Source organism: Nocardioides salarius, from assembly GCF_016907435.1.
In the GTDB taxonomy this organism is placed as follows: Bacteria; Actinomycetota; Actinomycetes; order Propionibacteriales; family Nocardioidaceae; genus Nocardioides; species Nocardioides salarius.
In genome coordinates, this window is record NZ_JAFBBZ010000001.1 from 2,700,151 (window position 1) to 2,717,746 (window position 17,596).

The 17,596-nt window shown below is 74.6% G+C and carries 19 protein-coding genes; 13 read left to right on the forward strand and 6 right to left on the reverse strand.

The annotated features are described in order from the left end of the window. Window positions 1-12: 12 nt before the first annotated feature. Window positions 13-1,224 (reverse strand): lytic transglycosylase domain-containing protein, encoded by a 1,212-nt coding sequence (locus tag JOE61_RS12980; RefSeq protein ID WP_193668061.1) that lies wholly within the window; start codon window positions 1,222-1,224, stop codon window positions 13-15. Window positions 1,225-1,521: 297 nt separating this feature from the next. Between JOE61_RS12980 and hemL the strand changes: the two genes are divergently transcribed. The 8 genes from hemL (at window position 1,522) to JOE61_RS13020 (ending at window position 8,134) form a co-directional block, all read left to right on the forward strand. Beyond that, complete coding sequence (gene hemL, locus JOE61_RS12985; RefSeq protein WP_193668060.1) at window positions 1,522-2,856, forward strand: glutamate-1-semialdehyde 2,1-aminomutase; 1,335 nt, start codon at window positions 1,522-1,524, stop codon at window positions 2,854-2,856. Next, window positions 2,853-3,533: a histidine phosphatase family protein gene (locus JOE61_RS12990; RefSeq protein WP_193668059.1), complete on the forward strand. Its 681-nt coding sequence runs from the start codon at window positions 2,853-2,855 to the stop codon at window positions 3,531-3,533. Before hemL ends, JOE61_RS12990 begins: the two co-directional genes overlap by 4 nt. Beyond that, on the forward strand, window positions 3,533-4,102 hold the full coding sequence (locus JOE61_RS12995; protein WP_193668058.1) for a TlpA disulfide reductase family protein: 570 nt from the start codon (window positions 3,533-3,535) through the stop codon (window positions 4,100-4,102). The genes JOE61_RS12990 and JOE61_RS12995 overlap by 1 nt, the downstream gene beginning before the upstream one ends. Continuing rightward, the gene (locus JOE61_RS13000; protein ID WP_193668057.1) at window positions 4,099-4,854 is read left to right on the forward strand and encodes a cytochrome c biogenesis CcdA family protein; all 756 of its coding nucleotides are present in this window, start codon (window positions 4,099-4,101) and stop codon (window positions 4,852-4,854) included. The genes JOE61_RS12995 and JOE61_RS13000 overlap by 4 nt, the downstream gene beginning before the upstream one ends. Next, window positions 4,851-6,467: a cytochrome c biogenesis protein ResB gene (resB, locus tag JOE61_RS13005; protein ID WP_193668056.1), complete on the forward strand. Its 1,617-nt coding sequence runs from the start codon at window positions 4,851-4,853 to the stop codon at window positions 6,465-6,467. Before JOE61_RS13000 ends, resB begins: the two co-directional genes overlap by 4 nt. Further along, window positions 6,464-7,474 carry a c-type cytochrome biogenesis protein CcsB gene (gene ccsB, locus JOE61_RS13010; protein ID WP_193668055.1) on the forward strand — a complete coding sequence of 337 codons (1,011 nt, stop codon included), beginning with the start codon at window positions 6,464-6,466 and terminating at the stop codon, window positions 7,472-7,474. Before resB ends, ccsB begins: the two co-directional genes overlap by 4 nt. A 119-nt stretch (window positions 7,475-7,593) precedes the next feature. After that, a complete protein-coding gene (locus JOE61_RS13015) occupies window positions 7,594-7,929 on the forward strand; it encodes a nucleotidyltransferase family protein (RefSeq protein ID WP_193668054.1) in 336 nt (111 codons plus the stop codon). Next, window positions 7,922-8,134: a hypothetical protein gene (locus JOE61_RS13020; RefSeq protein ID WP_193668053.1), complete on the forward strand. Its 213-nt coding sequence runs from the start codon at window positions 7,922-7,924 to the stop codon at window positions 8,132-8,134. The genes JOE61_RS13015 and JOE61_RS13020 overlap by 8 nt, the downstream gene beginning before the upstream one ends. 83 nt (window positions 8,135-8,217) lie before the next feature. Here the strand turns inward: JOE61_RS13020 and JOE61_RS13025 are convergent, their stop codons facing one another. Beyond that, on the reverse strand, window positions 8,218-8,442 hold the full coding sequence (locus JOE61_RS13025; RefSeq protein WP_193668052.1) for a hypothetical protein: 225 nt from the start codon (window positions 8,440-8,442) through the stop codon (window positions 8,218-8,220). Window positions 8,443-8,486: 44 nt separating this feature from the next. Here JOE61_RS13025 and JOE61_RS13030 point away from each other — a divergent pair, with 44 nt between their 5' ends. Continuing rightward, window positions 8,487-8,747, forward strand: coding sequence for a DUF4229 domain-containing protein (locus JOE61_RS13030; RefSeq protein ID WP_193668051.1), 261 nt, complete (start codon window positions 8,487-8,489; stop codon window positions 8,745-8,747). A gap of 2 nt (window positions 8,748-8,749) precedes the next feature. Here JOE61_RS13030 and JOE61_RS22235 read toward each other — a convergent pair whose 3' ends face one another. From JOE61_RS22235 to JOE61_RS13040, 3 genes are read right to left on the reverse strand one after another with little or no spacing between them, the layout of a single operon-like run. Continuing rightward, complete coding sequence (locus JOE61_RS22235) at window positions 8,750-8,884, reverse strand: hypothetical protein (RefSeq protein ID WP_264675475.1); 135 nt, start codon at window positions 8,882-8,884, stop codon at window positions 8,750-8,752. Between the two features lie 36 nt (window positions 8,885-8,920). Next, window positions 8,921-9,793, reverse strand: a complete 873-nt coding sequence (locus JOE61_RS13035) for a 1,4-dihydroxy-2-naphthoate polyprenyltransferase (RefSeq protein ID WP_193668050.1) — start codon at window positions 9,791-9,793, stop codon at window positions 8,921-8,923. A gap of 29 nt (window positions 9,794-9,822) precedes the next feature. Beyond that, complete coding sequence (locus tag JOE61_RS13040; protein ID WP_193668049.1) at window positions 9,823-11,109, reverse strand: MFS transporter; 1,287 nt, start codon at window positions 11,107-11,109, stop codon at window positions 9,823-9,825. A 36-nt stretch (window positions 11,110-11,145) separates the two neighbouring features. On the opposite strand from JOE61_RS13040, the gene JOE61_RS13045 reads away from it, so the two are divergent. The 4 genes from JOE61_RS13045 to JOE61_RS13060 are packed head-to-tail and all read left to right on the forward strand — an operon-like array spanning window position 11,146 to window position 16,715. Beyond that, window positions 11,146-12,195: an AMP-binding protein gene (locus JOE61_RS13045; protein ID WP_193668048.1), complete on the forward strand. Its 1,050-nt coding sequence runs from the start codon at window positions 11,146-11,148 to the stop codon at window positions 12,193-12,195. 1 nt (window position 12,196) lies between these two features. Further along, window positions 12,197-13,186: an o-succinylbenzoate synthase gene (locus JOE61_RS13050; RefSeq protein ID WP_307823002.1), complete on the forward strand. Its 990-nt coding sequence runs from the start codon at window positions 12,197-12,199 to the stop codon at window positions 13,184-13,186. Next, the gene (gene menD, locus JOE61_RS13055; protein WP_193668047.1) at window positions 13,179-14,804 is read left to right on the forward strand and encodes a 2-succinyl-5-enolpyruvyl-6-hydroxy-3-cyclohexene-1-carboxylic-acid synthase; all 1,626 of its coding nucleotides are present in this window, start codon (window positions 13,179-13,181) and stop codon (window positions 14,802-14,804) included. The genes JOE61_RS13050 and menD overlap by 8 nt, the downstream gene beginning before the upstream one ends. A gap of 39 nt (window positions 14,805-14,843) precedes the next feature. Beyond that, window positions 14,844-16,715: a Na+/H+ antiporter gene (locus JOE61_RS13060; RefSeq protein WP_193668046.1), complete on the forward strand. Its 1,872-nt coding sequence runs from the start codon at window positions 14,844-14,846 to the stop codon at window positions 16,713-16,715. 9 nt (window positions 16,716-16,724) lie between these two features. On the opposite strand, the gene JOE61_RS13065 is transcribed toward JOE61_RS13060, so the two are convergent. Next, window positions 16,725-17,585: an NAD(P)H-binding protein gene (locus JOE61_RS13065; RefSeq protein ID WP_193668045.1), complete on the reverse strand. Its 861-nt coding sequence runs from the start codon at window positions 17,583-17,585 to the stop codon at window positions 16,725-16,727. Window positions 17,586-17,596: the final 11 nt, after the last annotated feature.

A 17,596-nucleotide genomic window follows, 5' to 3' on the forward strand; every position in this document is an offset into this window, starting at 1 on the left:
GGTCGGGGCGGGCTACTTGCCCATGTAGCCGTTCACGCACTTGTCGAACGGGTCGGTGCTGCTCAGGATGTTGTCGACGTAGCCGTCGAGCGTGCACTGCAGCACCGCCTGGGCGTAGCTGAGCACCTCGTCGACGACCGACACGCTGGTCGAGGGCAGCGCCGGCAGCGTGGGCGTCGGCGCGCCGGGGATGCCCAGGCCGCCGCCGGAGCCGCCGTTGCCTCCGCCGACCGGGCCCGCCGGTGCGGTGGGCTGCGGCTCGGGGGCCGGCTCGGGAGCCGGGGCCGGGGCCGGAGCCGCGGAGCCGGTGCCCTGCTGCGAGCCGCTCGGCTGGGGTGCCTTGGTCGGCTTGGGGGGCTTCGGCGGCGTGTACGTCGGGTCGGGGGCGAAGGTGGCCGCGGCCAGGGTGTTGGTGGGCACCGAGGTGTAGTCGCCGGACATGTAGGCGTCCATGATCGAGAGCACCAGGTCGACGTACTCGTCGGAGTTGTTGTAGCGGAAGACCGCCGTCTCCTGCCCCGCGGTCGTGGACAGGTCGTCGTCGCCCGAGCACAGGTAGACGGCCGTGCCGAGCGCGGCGTCGTCGACGTCCTGCGGGTCGCGCTGGCCGTCGCCGTCGGCGTCGACGCCCACGACCGACCAGGTCGAGGGGATGAACTGCATGGGGCCGATCGCCCGGTCGTAGGTGGTGTCCTTGTCGAACTGGCCGGCGTCGGTGTCGCGGATCAGCGCGGTGCCGCGCTTGCCGTTGAGGGCGATGCCGTAGATGCCGGGACGGGCCACGCCGTCGTCGTCGAGCACGTTGCCGCCGTAGCGGCCGTGGTCGGACTCGACCCGGCCGATCGCCGCGATCAGCTGCCAGGTCACGTTGCAGGACTTGTCGGCCTCGTTGATGACCGTCTCGGCGCGCTGGTAGGCGGCCAGCGCCGCGGAGGGGATGTCGGAGTTGGAGGCGGTGGCCACGACGCGCTGGGCGTTCTTGCCGCGCAGGCCGGCGGCGACGACGTCGCCGGTGGACACGCTCGCGGGGGCCTCGATCGCCTCGGTCGGCACGCTGGTGCCGTCGGGCAGCGCGGAGACCTCGGTGGGGACCACGACCTCCTCGGAGGCGTTGATCGTCGCGGGGGAGGCCCCGACCAGGCTGGCGGTGACCGCGGCCGAGAGCAGGCCCAGCGGCACCAGGGCCGTCGTCCTCTGCAACCGGCCTGTTCGCTGTGCGGGCATCGCGTCGTCTCCCCTTGTGGTCCTGCCGGCTGGTCTGCGCCGGCGCTGCTGGTAGGTCGTGCTCCCTCAAGCACCTGTGACCGACCTAACGATCCTCCCATACCGACGTTACGGTCTCAGCCGTTCACCGGAGCCCGGGCCGCGGACGGCGGGCCGCCCACACCCCTGACGGTGCCCCCCGGCCGGCGGCACCAAACCCGGCCACGTCCGGGGCCCGCGCCGTGGGCTGGACCACCCGGCCGCGCGGCGGGCCGACACCGGCGTGACGCGCTTGTCGGCGGTGGGGACAATGGCCGGGTGAGCGCAGCCCAGCAGCACGTGACGACCGACGCCTCGGCGGAGATGTTCCGCCGGGCCCACCGCGTGACCCCGGGCGGGGTGAACTCGCCGGTGCGCGCGTTCAACGCCGTGGGCGGCACGCCACGCTTCATCCGCTCCGCGCAGGGCGCGTGGCTGCACGACGTCGACGGCAACTCCTACGTCGACCTGATCTGCTCGTGGGGCCCGATGCTGCTGGGCCACGCCCACCCCGAGGTGCTCGAGGCGGTGCAGGCGGCGGTCGCGCGCGGCACGTCGTACGGCACCCCGACCGAGCCGGAGGTGCAGCTGGCCGAGGAGATCGTCGAGCGCACCTCGGTCGAGAAGGTCCGCTTCGTCTCCTCCGGCACCGAGGCGACGATGTCGGCGATCCGGCTGGCGCGCGGCTTCACCGGTCGCGACGTCGTGGTGAAGTTCGCCGGCTGCTACCACGGCCACGTCGACGCGCTGCTGGCCTCGGCCGGCTCGGGCCTGGCCACCTTCGCGGTGCCCGGCACCCCCGGCGTGCCGGCGTCGTCGACCGAGCTGACCCTGGTGCTGCCCTACAACGACCGGGCCGCGGTCGAGGCGGTCTTCGCCGAGCACGGCGACCGGATCGCCTGCCTGGTCACCGAGGCGGCCGCCGGCAACATGGGCGTGGTGCCGCCCGAGCCCGGCTTCAACGAGTTCCTGGCCGCGACCTGCGCCCGCCACGGCGCGCTGTTCGTCAGCGACGAGGTGATGACCGGCTTCCGCGTCTCGCGGCAGGGCCAGTGGGGCCTCGACGGCGCCGTCGAGGGCTGGCGCCCCGACCTGGTCACCTTCGGCAAGGTGATGGGCGGCGGCTTCCCCGCCGCGGCCTTCGGCGGCCGGGCCGACGTGATGGGCCACCTCTCGCCGGAGGGGCCCGTCTACCAGGCCGGCACGCTGTCGGGGAACCCCGTCGCCACCACCGCCGGCCTGGCCACCCTGCGCCTGGCCACCCCCGACGTCTACGACCACCTGACCCGGGCCGGCGAGACCATCAAGGCCGCGGCCGCCGACGCGCTCGGCGCCGCCGGGGTCGCGCACACGATCCAGTCGACCGGCACGATGTTCTCGGTCTTCTTCAGCGAGGGGCCCGTGCGCGACTTCGACGACGCCTCGCGCACCGACACCGCGGCGTACGGCGCCTTCTTCCACGCGATGCTCGAGCGCGGGGTCTACCTGCCGCCGTCGGCGTACGAGGCGTGGTTCCTCTCCGCCGCCCACGACGACCGCGCGGTGCAGACCGTGCTCGACGCCCTGCCCGAGGCCGCCCGTGCGGCCGCCGCGACCGAGAGGCCCGTGCGATGACCGGCACCCCCGACACGATCGTCCACCTGCTGCGCCACGGCGAGGTGCACAACCCCGACGGCGTCCTCTACGGCCGCCGCGACGGCTTCCACCTCTCCGACCTCGGCCACCGGATGGCCGAGCGGATCGCCGAGCAGATCGGGCACCGCGACATCGTGCACCTGCGCTCCTCGCCGCTCGAGCGGGCCCAGGAGACCGGCCGGCCGCTGGCGAGGGCCCTGGGCCTCGACATCGTCACCGACGAGCGCGTCATCGAGTCGACCAACGTCTTCGAGGGCGAGCAGTTCGGGCCGGGCCGCAACGCCCTGAAGAAGCCCTCGACGTGGCGGCACCTGTGGAACCCCTTCAAGCCGTCGTGGGGCGAGCCCTACAAGGAGGTCGTCGCGCGGATGATGAGCGCGGTGCACGACGCGCGCCGCGAGGCGCAGGGCCACGAGGCCGTCGTGGTCTCCCACCAGCTGCCGATCTGGACGACCCGGCTCGCGGCCGAGGGACGCTCCTTCCTGCACGACCCACGCAAGCGCCAGTGCACGCTGTGCTCGCTGACCTCCCTGCACTTCGTCGGCGAGCGCCTCGCGCAGGTCTCCTACTCCGAGCCCGCGGGCGACCTGATCCCGACCGGCGACCGCTCGGCGCCGTTCTCGGCGGGCGGCGCGGCGGAGGAGGACCGGCCTTGATGCTGCGCCCGGCACTCGCGGCCGCGCTGCTGCTGCTCACCGGCTGCTCGTCGCTGGCCGGCACCAACGACGCGGGCTACGTGCCCGGCGACGGGCAGGTCGCGGAGTACGAGGTCGGCGACCGCGAGGGCCCGATCGAGCTCTCCGGAGAGACCGTCGACGGCGGCACCTACGACCTGGCCGACCAGCGCGGCAAGGTTGTGGTGGTCAACGTGTGGTGGAGCGGCTGCGGGCCGTGCATCAAGGAGATGCCGATGCTCACCGAGGCCGACGCCGAGACCGGCGACGACGTCGCCTTCGTCGGCATCAACATCCGCGACAACTCCGCCGCCGACGCCCAGGTCTTCGAGGACCGGCTCGGCGTCGACTACCCCTCGCTCTACGCCCCCGACGGCCAGGCGCTGCTGGCCTTCCCCGGCCGCACCTCCCCGAAGGCCACGCCCTCGACCCTGGTGCTCGACGCCGAGGGCAGGGTCGCCTCGGTGATCAGCGGCGAGATCCCCTCCAAGACCACGCTGCTCACGCTCGTCGAGTCGGCCCAGGAGTCGGTCCGGGGGTCCGCCTCGTGACCGACTGGCTGCAGCAGACCGCCTCCTCGGGCTCGCTGGCCCTGGCGGCGCCGGTGGCCGTGCTGGCCGGGCTGGTCTCGTTCTTCAGCCCGTGCGTGCTGCCGCTGCTGCCCGGCTACTTCTCCTACGCCACCGGGCTCTCGGGGGCCGACATCGCCGAGGGGCGCGGCAGCCGCGGCCGGATGGTGGCCGGCTCGGTCCTCTTCGTCGCCGGCTTCGGAGCCGTCTTCGTGACCCTGGGCGCCCTCGCCGGGTCGGTCAGCACCTGGATCCGCTTCAACCAGTCGACGCTCAGCTTCTGGCTCGGCCTGTTCACCATCGTGCTGGGCCTGGCGTTCATCGGCCTGGTGCCGTGGCTGCAGCGCGACCTGCGGGTGCACCGGGTGCCGGCCGTCGGGCTGGGCGCCGCGCCCGTGCTCGGGTTCCTCTTCGGCCTGGGCTGGACCCCCTGCATCGGGCCGACGCTGGGGGTGATCCTCGGACTGGGCTACAGCGAGGGCACCGCCGGTCGCTCCGCGCTGCTGCTGGCCTTCTACACCCTGGGCCTCGGGGTGCCGTTCGTGCTGGCCGGGCTGCTGTGGCGCCGCGCGCTGGGCGCCTTCGCCTGGGTGCGCCGCCACCAGGTCTGGGTGACCCGCGCCGGCGGGCTGATGATGGTCGCCGTCGGCGTGCTGCTGGTCACCGGCTGGTGGGACTACGCGGTCACCTGGCTGCAGGGCGAGCTGGTCTCCGACTTCGAGGTGGCGATATGACCGGCACCGAGCTCGACGCGGCCACCGGGGCGGGCTCCGGTGGCGACCCCCGCCCCGACGGCCGCCGCGCCGGCGAGCTGACCCCGCGCGAGCTGGGCCGCTGGGCCTGGCGCCAACTGACCTCGATGCGCACCGCGCTCATCCTGCTGCTGCTGCTCGCCCTGGCCGCGGTGCCCGGCTCGGTGGTGCCCCAGCAGGGCGTCGACGCGCTCGCCGCGTCGCGCTGGCGCGAGGACCACCCCAGGCTCACCCCGGTCTACGAGTGGCTGGACCTCTTCGACGTCTACGGCTCGGTCTGGTTCGCGGCCATCTACGTGCTGCTGATGATCAGCCTCATCGGGTGCATCATCCCGCGCACCCTCGTCTACGCCCGCAACATCCGCGCGGTCCCGCCCACCGCGCCGCGCAACCTGGCCCGCCTGCCCGACCACGCGTCGTACGAGAGCGAGGAGGGGGTCGAGGAGGTACTCGAGCAGGCCCGCGCCGAGCTGCGCCGCCGTCGCTACCGGCTGCGGCCGGCGGAGGCCGACGGGCCGGGCGCCGCGGCGGTCTCCGGCGAGCGCGGCTACCTGCGCGAGGTCGGCAACCTCGTCTTCCACCTCTCCATCATCGTGGTGCTGGTGGGCTTCGCGATGGGCAGCCTGCTGGGCTACAAGGGCGGCGTGATCGTGCTGGTCGGCAACGGCTTCTCCAACAACCTGACCCAGTACGACGACTTCGTGCCCGGCTCGGCCTTCTCGGCCGCCGAGATGGAGCCGTTCTCCTTCGACGTCGAGGACTTCGAGGTCGAGTGGCTCACCGAGGGCCGCGCCCAGGGCCAGGCCCGCAACTTCGTGGCGCAGCTGCGCTACCGCGAGGAGCCCGGCGCCCCCGAGCAGGACTACGACCTGCGCGTGAACCACCCGCTCCAGATCGGCGACTCCGAGGTCTTCCTCGTCGGCCACGGCTACGCCCCGGTGATCACGGTGCGCGACGCGCGCGGCGAGGTCGTGGCCAGCGGGCCGCGGGTCTTCCTGCCGCAGGACCAGAGCTTCCTGTCCTTCGGGGTCGTCAAGGCCCCGGCGGCCGAGCCCGACGGGCTGGGCCTGGAGGGGCTCTTCTACCCGACCTTCGTCAACATCGGCGGCGACCCGGTCAACGTCATGGGCGACACCCTCAACCCGGCGATCTCGATGCTCGTCTACCGCGGCGACCTGGGCCTCGACAGCGGGCGCTCGCAGTCGGTCTACATCCTCGAGAAGGACGACGCCGAGCAGGTGACCCAGCCCGACGGCAGCCCGCTGCGCGTCGACCTGCAGCCGGGTGCGACCCAGGAGCTGCCCGACGGCCTGGGCAGCATCACCTTCGAGGGCGTGCAGCCGTGGGTGCGGGTGCAGGTCAGCCAGAGCCCCGGCAAGGTGGTGGCCCTCGTCGGGGTCGTGGCGGCCCTCGTCGGGCTGCTCGGCAGCCTTTTCATCCGGCCCCGCCGGGTCTGGGTGCGGGCGCGCCGCGAGGACGGGCGCACCGTCGTCGAGCTGGCCGCCCTCGACCGCTCGGGTGGCGGGGACGTCGCGCTGGTGCTCGCCGATATCGTGGAGGCGTTGCGTCCCGCAGCGCAGAAGGAGCAGTCATGACCGACCCGTCCTGGGAGGCGTTGAGCCAGCAGGCCGTCGCCGCCGCCGGTGCCGTCTACTTCCTGGCGATGCTGTCGCACCTGGTGGAGTGGAGCCTGCTGCGCAAGGTCCCGGCCTCGGCCGAGGTCGCGCGCGTCTCGGCGGGCGCCGGGGGAGACCTCGCCCTCGACGAGGCCGGCCCCGACGCCTCGGGCGCTGACGACACCCACGAGCGGCGGGTGCTGATGGCCGGCCGGCTCGGGCTGCTGCTGACCTGGCTGGGCGCCGGCGTGCACCTGGTCGCACTGGCCTCGCGCGGCATGGCCGCGGACCCCAACCGGGTGCCCTGGGGCAACATGTACGAGTTCACGCTGTCGGGCACCTTCGTGGTCGCGGCGCTCTACCTGGCCACCCGCCGCCGCTTCGCCCTCGGCTGGATGGCCCCGATCGTGGTCTCCACCGTGCTCGTGCTGCTGATGGTCGCCGAGATCTGGCTCTACGCCCCGGTCTCGCCGCTGACCGAGGCGCTGAACTCGCCCTGGCTGGTCATCCACGTCGTCTCCGCCGTGATCGCCACCGGCGCCTTCACGCTCGGTGGCATCACCTCGGTGCTTTACCTGCTCAAGGAGCGGGCCACCGCCAAGCACCCCGAGCGCACCACCGGCTACCTGGCCCGGGTGCCGGCCCCGGCCGTCCTCGACCGGGTCTCCTACCGCATGCACGCCTTCGGCTTCCCGGTGTGGACCTTCGCGGTGCTCATCACCGGGCCCATCTGGGCGCACGAGGCGTGGGCGTCGTACTGGAACTGGGACCCCAAGGAGGTCTGGGCCTTCATCACCTGGGTCGTGTACGCCGCCTACCTGCACGCCCGCTCCACGGCCGGCTTCAAGGGCCGCAACGCCGCGATCATCGCCCTCGTCGGCCTGGCGACCCTGTGGTTCAACTTCATCGGGATCAACTTCTTCTCCAGCAGCTCCCAGCACTCCTACGCCGACGCCTCCAGCGCCGTCGCCTCGCCCCTCGACTGACGAGCAGTCACTTTCGCACCACCGACCGGTCGCTCCCGCACCACCGAGCAGTCGCTCCTGCACCACCGGGGAAGCCCGTTGTCCGAGGAGCGGCTGCTCGTGCATTACGGGACGACCTGGTGGCGATGGTCCTCTCGGGATCGGTCGGGCGCGGCACGTCCACGTCCCGCTCCGACGTGGACGTCTACGTCGTGCTCACCGACCAGGGCATGGCCGGGCGGCGCACCCGACACGCGGACGTGCTGGACGAGATCCCGGTGCCGGTCTCGGAGCTCGACGACCTGCCGGTCTTCGGCACCGAGGGGTGGTACCACCGGTGGTCGTACGCCTGGGCGCCCGTGCTGCTCGACCGCAGCGGCGGGCGGGTGGCCGACGCCGTACGCCGGCAGACGGGCGTGGACGCCGACGAGGCCGAGTCGATCCTCATCGGCACGACCGGCTGGACGGGTGGCTGAACTACGCCTACCGCCCCCTCAAGAACGACCGGGACGCCTGCTCGAGCTGGTGGTCGGCACGCTCGACGGCGACCCCGCGGCGATCAGGGAGACCTTCGGGGAGGTCGTGGCCCGTTGCTCGGACGTCGACGCCGAGCGCGCCCGCCCGGTGCTGCGACCGGTCGTCGACGGCTGGGGCCGGGAGCTGGAGCTCTTCTCGGCCTGAGGCGTACGCCGCCTCGGTGCAGAACTGAGCGGTGGCTGGTGCAGAACTGACCGGTGGGTGGTGCGAAGGTGACTGCTCGGCCGTCAGGCGGGGGTGTCGGGATCCTCGGGGTGGCGGCGCTTGCGCTCGAGGTCGCGCAGGAAGGCCTCGTCGTCGTCGGGGGCGACCATCCGCGGCTTCGGCTTGGGGCCGGGCAGGGGTCGGCGCGGTGCGGGTGAGCCGCCGCCGGGCAGGCGGCGCTGCATCAGCCGGACGGCGAGGTAGGTGACGACGCCGACGACGGCCACCACCAGCAGGAACTTCAGCACCCCTCCAATGTAGGCGCTGCCCGGTGACGACCTACCCTGGAGGGGTGAAGGAGTTCGCTGTCTACACCGGTCTGCGCATCGTGCTGTTCCTCGCCTCGCTCGGGGTCGTGAGCGGGATCTGGCTGCTCGTCGCCGGGGAGGCCAACCTGCTGGGCGTGTTCGTGATCGCGTTCGTGCTGAGCGGGATCGGGTCCTTCTACCTGCTCAACGGCCCCCGCGAGGCGTTGGCGCAGCGCGTCGACGCCCGGGCCCGGCAGGCGGGGCAGCGGTTCGAGGAGCGCAAGGCGCGCGAGGACGTCGACTGACGTCAGCGCTTCTTGCGGCCCAGGTGCCGGTCGACCCGGCTCGAGGACTGGCCCAGCACCTTGCCGAGCAGGACGCTGCGCATCCGCCAGGCGGCGACGACGGCGACGATCACGAGGACGAGCACCAGGAACTTCATGTCTCGAGCCTAGCCCGGGGGTGCGGACCGGACGGCTCAGCGCACCAGCAGCGGCGCGGCCACCAGCACCGACCACACCAGCTCGGCCGTGCCGGTGGCCTGCAGCACCGGCACCAGGCCGGGCCCCGTGGCGCCCCCACCGACCACGCGCAGCCCGGGCAGCGCCGCCACCAGGAAGCCCAGGCCCAGCAGCGCCCACCAGGTGGTGAGCGCGGCGACGCCGACCACGGCCAGCGCGGCGAGCGCGACCAGGGCGGCGTACAGGGCACGGGTGCGGGGGTCGCCGAGCAGCACCGCGAGGGTGCGCTTGCCGGCGACGGTGTCGGTCGGGATGTCGCGCAGGTTGTTGACCACCAGGATCGCGCACGCCAGTGCGCCGATGCCCACAGAGGCCGCCAGGGCCGCCGGCTCGAAGGTCTCGGTCTGCACGAAGGTGGTGCCCACGACCGCGACCAGGCCGAAGAAGACGAAGACCATCACCTCGCCCAGGCCCAGGTAGCCGTAGGGCTTGTCGCCGCCGGTGTAGTACCAGGCGGCCAGCACGCTCACCGCGCCGACGGCCACCAGCCACCAGGCCGTGGTGGCGGCCAGCACCAGCCCGGCCGCGGCGGCCACGCCGAAGGCGAGGAAGGCGGCCCGCTTCACCGCCGCCGCGGGCGCCGCGCCCGACCCGACCAGGCGCATCGGCCCGACGCGGTCGTCGTCGGTGCCGCGCACCCCGTCGGAGTAGTCGTTGGCGTAGTTGACGCCGACCTGCAGCGCCAGGCTGACCACGAGGGCCAGCAGCGCCTTCCACCACACCGGCTCGTCGACGTACGCCGCGACGCCGGTGCCGGCGAGCACGGGCGCGACGGCGGCGGGCAGGGTGCGGGGTCGCGCGCCGGCGACCCACTGGGCGGGAGCTGTCACCGGACGATTCAACACCGAGCGCGCGGCCCTCAGCGGGCCGGGTCGAGCTCGTGGCGCTCGAGGAAGCGCTGCGCCATCCGCGCCGAGGGGTGGATGCCCACGGCGGCGACCAGGATGATCGCGGCGATGACCAGCCAGCCCTGGGTGCCCCAGGTCAGGGCCAGCCAGGTGTAGGCGGCCGGCGCCCAGACGAAGCCGAGGGTGCCGCCCAGGTTGCCGGCGCCCTGGTACTCCCCGCGCCGGTCGGGGTCGGAGAGCTCGGACTCGAAGGCCCAGGTCGCGGCCGAGAGGAACAGCTCGGCGAAGGTGACGACGATGTGGCCGGCCCACATCAGGGCGATGGTCTGCCAGCCCAGGGTGTCGCGGGTGACCATCGTGATCACGCAGGCCACCACGAAGAACGCGCTGCTGATCCTGGCCGCGCGCAGCGCGGTCGGCAGGCCGCGGACGGTGCGGGCCACGGCCATCGGCAGCACGATGCACATCAGCGTGTTGGTCGCGAAGAGCGCCGCCAGCAGCACCCGAGGCGCGTCGGTCTCCGACATCAGCCACAGCGGGATCACCGTGTGCAGCAGCACCTGGTTGGTCATCAGCACACCGCTGAAGAACGAGGTGAGCAGGTAGCCGGGGTTGCGCAGGGCGCTGGGGACGGCCCGCGGGGCGTCGGCCTCGTCGACGGCGGCGGCGATCGCGGTCTCCAGCGGCGAGGGGCGCTCCTTGTGCGGGGCCTTGGGCAGCCGGGCGATCCAGTAGCCGTTGACCAGGCTCAGCGCCGCGGTCAGCAGCGGCAGCGCGGTGAGCAGGGTGTTGTGCTCGACGGCGAGCGCCATGAAGCCCACGCCCGCCCCGACGGTGAAGCCGAGGTTGGTGGCGGCGTACATGTAGGCCTGCGAACCGATCCGCTCGGCGCGCGGCAGCACGTCGAGGACGTAGGCGCCCCGGGCGGCGCCGCCGGTGGAGTTGACCACCTCGAGCACCACGCTGACGACCAGGAAGCCGATGAAGCCGTCGATCCAGGGCCAGGTGGCGTACGTCGCCGCGGTGCCGACCGCGCCGATCGCCCACAACCGCTGCGGCCCGATCCAGTCGGCCAGCTTGCCGGCCGGCACCGCGACCAGGAACGAGGCGACGCCCGCGACCGTGATGCCGACGCCGACCTGGGTCGGTGACAGGCCGACGACCCCCAGGAAGAAGGCGGCGCTGGCGGTGATGAACGCGCCGTCGCCGACCGCGAAGAGCACCGACTGGACCGACAGCTTGCCCGCCAGCGGGGTCGGGGGGACGAACTGCTGCAGGAAGCTGGGGCGGGTCGGCACCGGAGGATGAGACCACGCCGGGCTAGCGTTCGTCGCATGGATATCGGGCCCGGTGGCGCACGTCACGCGGTGGCGTCGCTGCGGGCCTGGCTGGGCGTGCCCGACGAGCCGGCGCCGTGGGTGGTGGAGACCTCCGGCTCGACCGGGAGGCCCAAGCGCGTGCTGCTCCCCCGGGCCGCGGTGCTGGCGTCGGTGGAGGCCTCGGCGCGACGCCTCGGTGCCTCCGGCGCGTGGGTGCTGGCGCTCCCGGCGTCGTACGTCGCCGGGGTGCAGGTGGTCGCCCGCTCGCTGGTCGCCGGCCACGAGCCGGTGCTGCTGGAGGAGCACGGCTCGATCGCGGCCGCGGTCGCGGCCCTCCCGGCCGGGGTCGACGGGTTCGTCTCGCTGGTCCCGACCCAGCTGCACCGGGCGCTCGACGACCCCGACGACCCCGACGACGCCGCGGCCCTCGCGTCGCTGCACACCGTGCTGCTGGGCGGCGGGCCGGTCGATAAGTCGCTGCGCGAGCGGGCCGCCGCGGCCGGGGTGCGCGTGGTGGCGACGTACGGCTCGGCCGAGACCGCCGGCGGCTGCGTCTACGACGGGGTGCCCCTCGACGGGGTCGGCCTGGCGCTGGGTCCCGACGGGCGGATCCGCCTGGGCGGGCCCACCCTCTTCGCGGGGTACGACGGCGACCCGGCGCTCACGGCAGAGGTGCTGGTCGACGGCTGGTTCCACACCTCCGACGCCGGGCGCCTCGACGACGACGGCCGGCTGCAGGTGCTCGGGCGGCTCGACGACGTCGTGGTGACCGGCGGGGTCAACGTGCCGGCGCCCGCGGTCGCCGCCCGGCTGCGCGAGCACCCCGGGGTCGCGGCCGCCGAGGTGCTGGGGGTGCCCGACGACGAGTGGGGCGGCAGGCTGGTCGCCTTCGTGGTCGGGTCGGCCGGGCCCGTGCCGCTCGTCGAGCTGCGCGACTGGGTCGCCGACGCGCACCCGCGGTCGTGGGCGCCGCGCCAGGTCGTCGACCTGGCCGCGCTGCCGATGCTCGGCAACGGCAAGCCCGACCGGGTGGCGCTGCGGGCGCTCGTCGAGGAGGGTGGCTGAGGTGGACGGTCCGGGCGACCTGCGGGTCTTCGCGATCCCGATGCGCACCCGCTTCCGCGGCATCACCGTGCGCGAGGGCGTGCTGCTGCGCGGGCCCGGCGGCTGGGGTGAGTGGTCGCCCTTCCTGGAGTACGACGACGTGGTCGCCGAGCCCTGGCTGCGCTGCGCCGAGGAGGCCGCCGCGGGCGACTGGCCCGCCCCGCTGCGCGACGAGGTGGCCGTCAACGTGACGGTGCCGGCCGTCGACGCGGAGACCGCGCACGCGATCGTGCGCCGTGGCGGCTGCCGCACCGCCAAGGTCAAGGTCGCCGAGCCCGGCCAGGACGAGGCCGACGACCTGGCCCGCCTCGAGGCGGTGCGCGCGGCGCTCGACGCCGACGGCCCCGGCGGCCGGGTGCGCATCGACGTCAACGGGCTGTGGGACGTCGACACCGCGGTCTCCTCGCTCCCGCGCTACGACCGCGCCGCCGGCGGGCTGGAGTACGTCGAGCAGCCGTGCGCGTCCGTCGAGGACCTCGCGCGGGTGCGCCGCCGCGTCGACGTGCCGGTCGCCGCCGACGAGTCGATCCGCCGGGCCGCCGACCCCTACCGCGTGCGCGACCTGGAGGCCGCCGACGTCGCGGTGCTCAAGGTGCAGCCGCTGGGCGGGGTGCGCGCCTGCCTGCGCATCGCCGAGGACATCGGGCTGCCGGTGGTGGTCTCCTCAGCGTTGGAGAGCTCGGTGGGCATCGCCGCCGGCGTCGCCCTGGCCGCCGCCCTGCCCGAGCTGCCGCACGCCTGCGGGCTGGCCACGGTGCAGCTGCTCACCGACGACGTGGCCGACGACCCGCTGCTGCCGGTCGGCGGGGTGCTGCGGGTCGGGCGGCCCACGGTCGCGCCGGCCGCCCTGGAGCGGCTGGCCGGCGACGCCGAGCGGGTCGCGTACTGGGAGGCGCGGCTGGCCCGGGTGTCCCGGCTGACCCGGGTACGGGAGGATCGGCGGCGTGGCTGAGCCGGACGAGAACGACGCGACCCGCACCGCCCGTGCGGTGGTCGTCGCCCTGCTCGGCGCGGGGGTGCGCGACGTCGTGGTCGCGCCCGGCTCGCGCAACGCGCCGCTCTCCTTCGCCGTCTGGGACGCCGCCGCCGCCGGCCTGCTGCGCCTGCACACCCGCATCGACGAGCGCTCGGCGGCCTTCGTGGCGCTCGGTCTCTCGCGCACCGGCGCGCCGGCGGCCGTCGTGTGCACCTCCGGCACCGCCGTGGCCAACCTGCACCCCGCGGTGCTCGAGGCCGCGCACGCCGGGGTGCCCCTCGTGGTCGTCACCGCCGACCGGCCGGCCCGGCTCGCGGGCACCGGCGCCAACCAGACCACCGACCAGGTCGGCATCTTCGGGCCGCTCGTCGAGACCCGCGACGTCGGCGCCGACGGCCCGCCGAGCTGGGTGACGCTGTGGCTCGACGACGGACCCGTCCACCTCAACGTGCGCCTCGACGAGCCGCTGCTGCCGGCGGCGCCCTGGCGCCTCGCCGACGAGGACCTGGCGACGTCGACCCGCCACGAGGTCGACGGCCCGCGGTGGCCCACCCACCACAGCCCGCTCGACCCCGGGCCGCGCACGGTGGTCGTGGCCGGCGACGACGCCGGGCCGCCGGCGCGGCTGCTGGCCCAGGCGGCGGGGTGGCCGCTGCTGGCCGAGCCCTCGAGCGGGTCGCGCACCGGCACCCACGCGCTGCGCGCCTACCGCCTGCTCCTCGACACCGACCTGGGCCGCAGCATCGAGCGGGTCGTGGTGGCCGGCCACCCGACCCTGAGCCGGCCGGTGACCCGGCTGCTGGGCCGCGACGACGTCGAGGTGCTGGCCGCCCCCGCGCGCGGGGTCTGGGCCGAGCGCCCCTTCGAGGTCGACACCCACCTCGACGGCGCGGCCCCGCACCCCGAGCAGCAGGCCGCCGACCCGGCCTGGCTCGAGGCGTGGGTCGCCGCCGACCGCTCGGTCTCCCGGCAGCTCGACGCGCTGCTGGGCGCCGAGCCCGGCCTGACGCCGTACGACGTCGCGGGCGCGGTCGCGCGCGCGGTGCCGCCCCAGGGGCTGCTGCACGTGGGCGCCTCGAGCCCGATCCGCGACCTCGACCTGATGCTGCACGGCTGGCGGGTCGGCGCGCGACGCAAGGTGGTGGCCAACCGGGGGCTGTCGGGCATCGACGGGGTCGTGTCCACCGCGATCGGCGCGGCGCTGGGCCGGCCCGGCAGCAGCCGGGCCCTGGCGCTGGTGGGCGACGTGACGTTCCTGCACGACGCCAACGGGCTGGTGCTGGGCCCCGGCGAGCCCGAGCCCGACCTGACGATCGTGGTCGTCAACGACGACGGCGGGTCGATCTTCTCGATGCTCGAGCAGGGCGCCCCCGCCCACGCCGACCGCTTCGAGCGCCTCTTCGCCACCCCGCACGCCGTCGACCTGGCCTCACTGTGCGCCGCGACCCGCACCCCACACTGGCGCGTCGACAGCCTGCCCGAGCTGGAGCAGGCGCTGGCCTCGCCCAACGGCGGCATCGAGGTCGTCGAGGCGCGGGTGCGCCGCCACGACCGCCGCGCCCTCGACGAGCGGATCCGCGCGCTGCGTCCCTGACCCGCCGGGTGGGGTGCTCCGGGGTGGGATGATCCGGGGGTGGAGATCGCCCTGCTGCTCATCGCCATGGCGCTCACCGTGCTCGTGGTCACCGCGCTGGCCGACCGCATCGACGTGCCCGCGCCGCTGGTGCTGATCGTGGTGGGGGTCGCGGGCTCCTACGTGCCGGGGGTCCCCGAGATCACCCTGTCGCCCGAGGTGGTGCTGGTCGGGCTGCTGCCGCCGCTGCTCTACGCGGCCGCGATCCAGACCTCGCTGGTCGACTTCAACGCCAACCGGCGCTCAATCCTGCTGCTGTCGGTGGGCCTGGTCGTCTTCACGACCGTCGGGGTGGGGGTGCTCGTGCACGCGCTGCTGCCCGGGATCGGCTGGCCCGGCGCCCTCGCGATCGGCGCGGTCGTGGCGCCGCCCGACGCGGTCGCGGCCACCGCGGTCGGGCGCCGGATCGGCCTGCCGCGGCGGATCGTGACGGTCCTCGAGGGCGAGTCGCTGCTCAACGACGCGACCGCCCTGGTCTCGCTGCGCACCGCGATCGCCGCGGGCGGCGCCGGCATCAGCGCGGTCGGCGTCGGCCTCGACTTCGCGCTCGCCGCCGGCGGCGGGGTGGCGGCGGGGGTGCTGCTCTACGTCGTCATCGGCTGGGTGCGCCGCCGGGTCGAGGACCCGCTCACCGACACCGCGATCTCGCTGGTCACCCCCTTCGCGGCGTACGTGCTCGCCGAGCAGATCCACGCCTCGGGCGTGATCGCGGTCGTGGTCGCGGGGCTGCTGCTGGGGCACCGCTCACCGGTGCTGCAGACGGCCTCGTCCCGGATCGCGGAGCGGATGAACTGGCGCACCATCGCCTTCGTCCTCGAGAACGTGGTCTTCCTGCTGATCGGCCTGCAGGCCGCCCGGCTGGTCGACGACGTGGGCCGCAGCGAGGTCGGCCTGGGCCGGGTGGTGCTGGTCTGCGGCGCCACCCTGGTGGCCGTCGTCGTGCTGCGCGTGGTGTGGGTCGCCGCGGCCCGGGTGGTGCTGCTGCAGCCGGGCCCCGACGGCGTGCGCGTGCGCCCGTCGTGGCGCAACACGCTCCTGGTCGGCTGGGCCGGGATGCGCGGGGTGGTCACCCTGGCCGCGGCGTTCGTGATCCCCTCCGACGTCGAGCACCGCGAGGTGCTGCTGATGATCGCCTTCACCGTGGTGGCCGGCACCCTGCTGGTGCAGGGACTGACCCTGCCGTGGCTGGCGCGCCGGCTGCGGGTGCCCTCGCCCGACCCGATGGACGACGCCCTGGCCCGCGCGACGCTGCTGCAGCAGGCCTCCAAGGCGGGCTTCGCCGCCCTGGCCGAGATCGAGGCCGACGAGGAGCACGAGGACCGCCACGGCGTCCTCGACCTGGTGCGCCAGCGCATCGACCAGCGCAACTTCGCCGCCTGGGAGCGTCTGGGCACCACACCGGGCCAGGAGACGCCCAGCGAGCTCTACGCGCGCGTGCGGCTGGCGATGATCGCCGCCGAGCGCGAGCGGGTGCTCGAGATCCGCAGCTCGGGCCGGGTCGACTCGGTCGTGGTCGCCGAGGTGCTGGCGATGCTCGACGTCGAGGAGTCGCTGATCGACCGGGTGCGCCCCCAGCACGAGCAGGAGGAGCCGGTCGGGCTGCGCCCGGCGCCGCTCGAGAGCTGCGCCCACCTGGCCGCGACCTGGGCCGTGCAGACCAGCGACGCCGGCGTGTGCGAGGACTGCCTCGCGGACGGCACGTCCTGGGTCGCGCTGCGCCAGTGCCTGGAGTGCGGCCACCTCGCCTGCTGCGACTCCTCACCGGCCCAGCACGCCACCGCCCACTTCCGCGACACCGCCCATCCGGTGATGCAGTCCGCCGAGCCGGGGGAGGACTGGCGCTGGTGCTTCGTGCACCACGTGACCAGCTAGCAGCGAGGCTCAGCCACGCTGCCCGTGCTCCTGGTCGAGGGCCTGCTCGAGGGTGCGCGGCGCGCGGCCGAGCAGCCGCTCCAGGTCGGGGCTGACCCGCTCCAGCGACCCGTCGGCGATCGCGGTGTAGGTGCTCACCCAGGCGTCGAGCTGCCACTGCTCGGCGTCGGGCCACCCGGCGCGACGCGACGCGTAGGCCTCCTCGACGCTCTCCTCGACGTAGCGCAGCTGGCGCCCGAGCACCGCGCCGGCGCGCGCCGCGACCTCGTCGAGGCCCAGCGCCTCCGGCCCCGTCAGGTCGTACGCCGCCCCCGCGTGGTCGGCCGGGTCGCGCAGCACCGCCGCGGCCGCGTCGGCGACGTCGTCGCGGGCCACGGCCGCCAGCCGGCCGCGTCCGCCGGGGCCGCGCAGGACGCCCTGCGCGTCGGCGAAGTGCGGCAGCACGTCGAGGTAGAAGCTGTCGCGCAGGAACGTGTGGGCCATCCCGCTCCCGGCGATGGCCTGCTCGGTGTCGTGGTGGTCGCGGCCGAGGGTGAAGGTGGTGCCGGGGCCGGCATCCACGAACGAGGTGTAGACGACGTGGCCCACCCCGGCCTCGGCGGCGGCCGCCACGAAGGTGCGGTGCTCCTCGCGGCGCCGGGGCCCCTCGTGGGCCGAGACCATCAGGAGCGTGTCGACGCCGCGCAGCGCCGCCAGCGCCGCGCCGTGGTCGGCGTACGTGCACTCGCGCACGTCGGTGTCGACGTCGGGGGCGCGGGCGGCGTCGCGCACCAGCAGGCGCAGGTCGAGGCGCATGTCGGCGCCCGCGAGCAGGGTGGTCACCCGCCCGCCCAGGGCTCCGGTGGCTCCGGTGATGCCGATGGTGGTCATGGGGTCTCCTC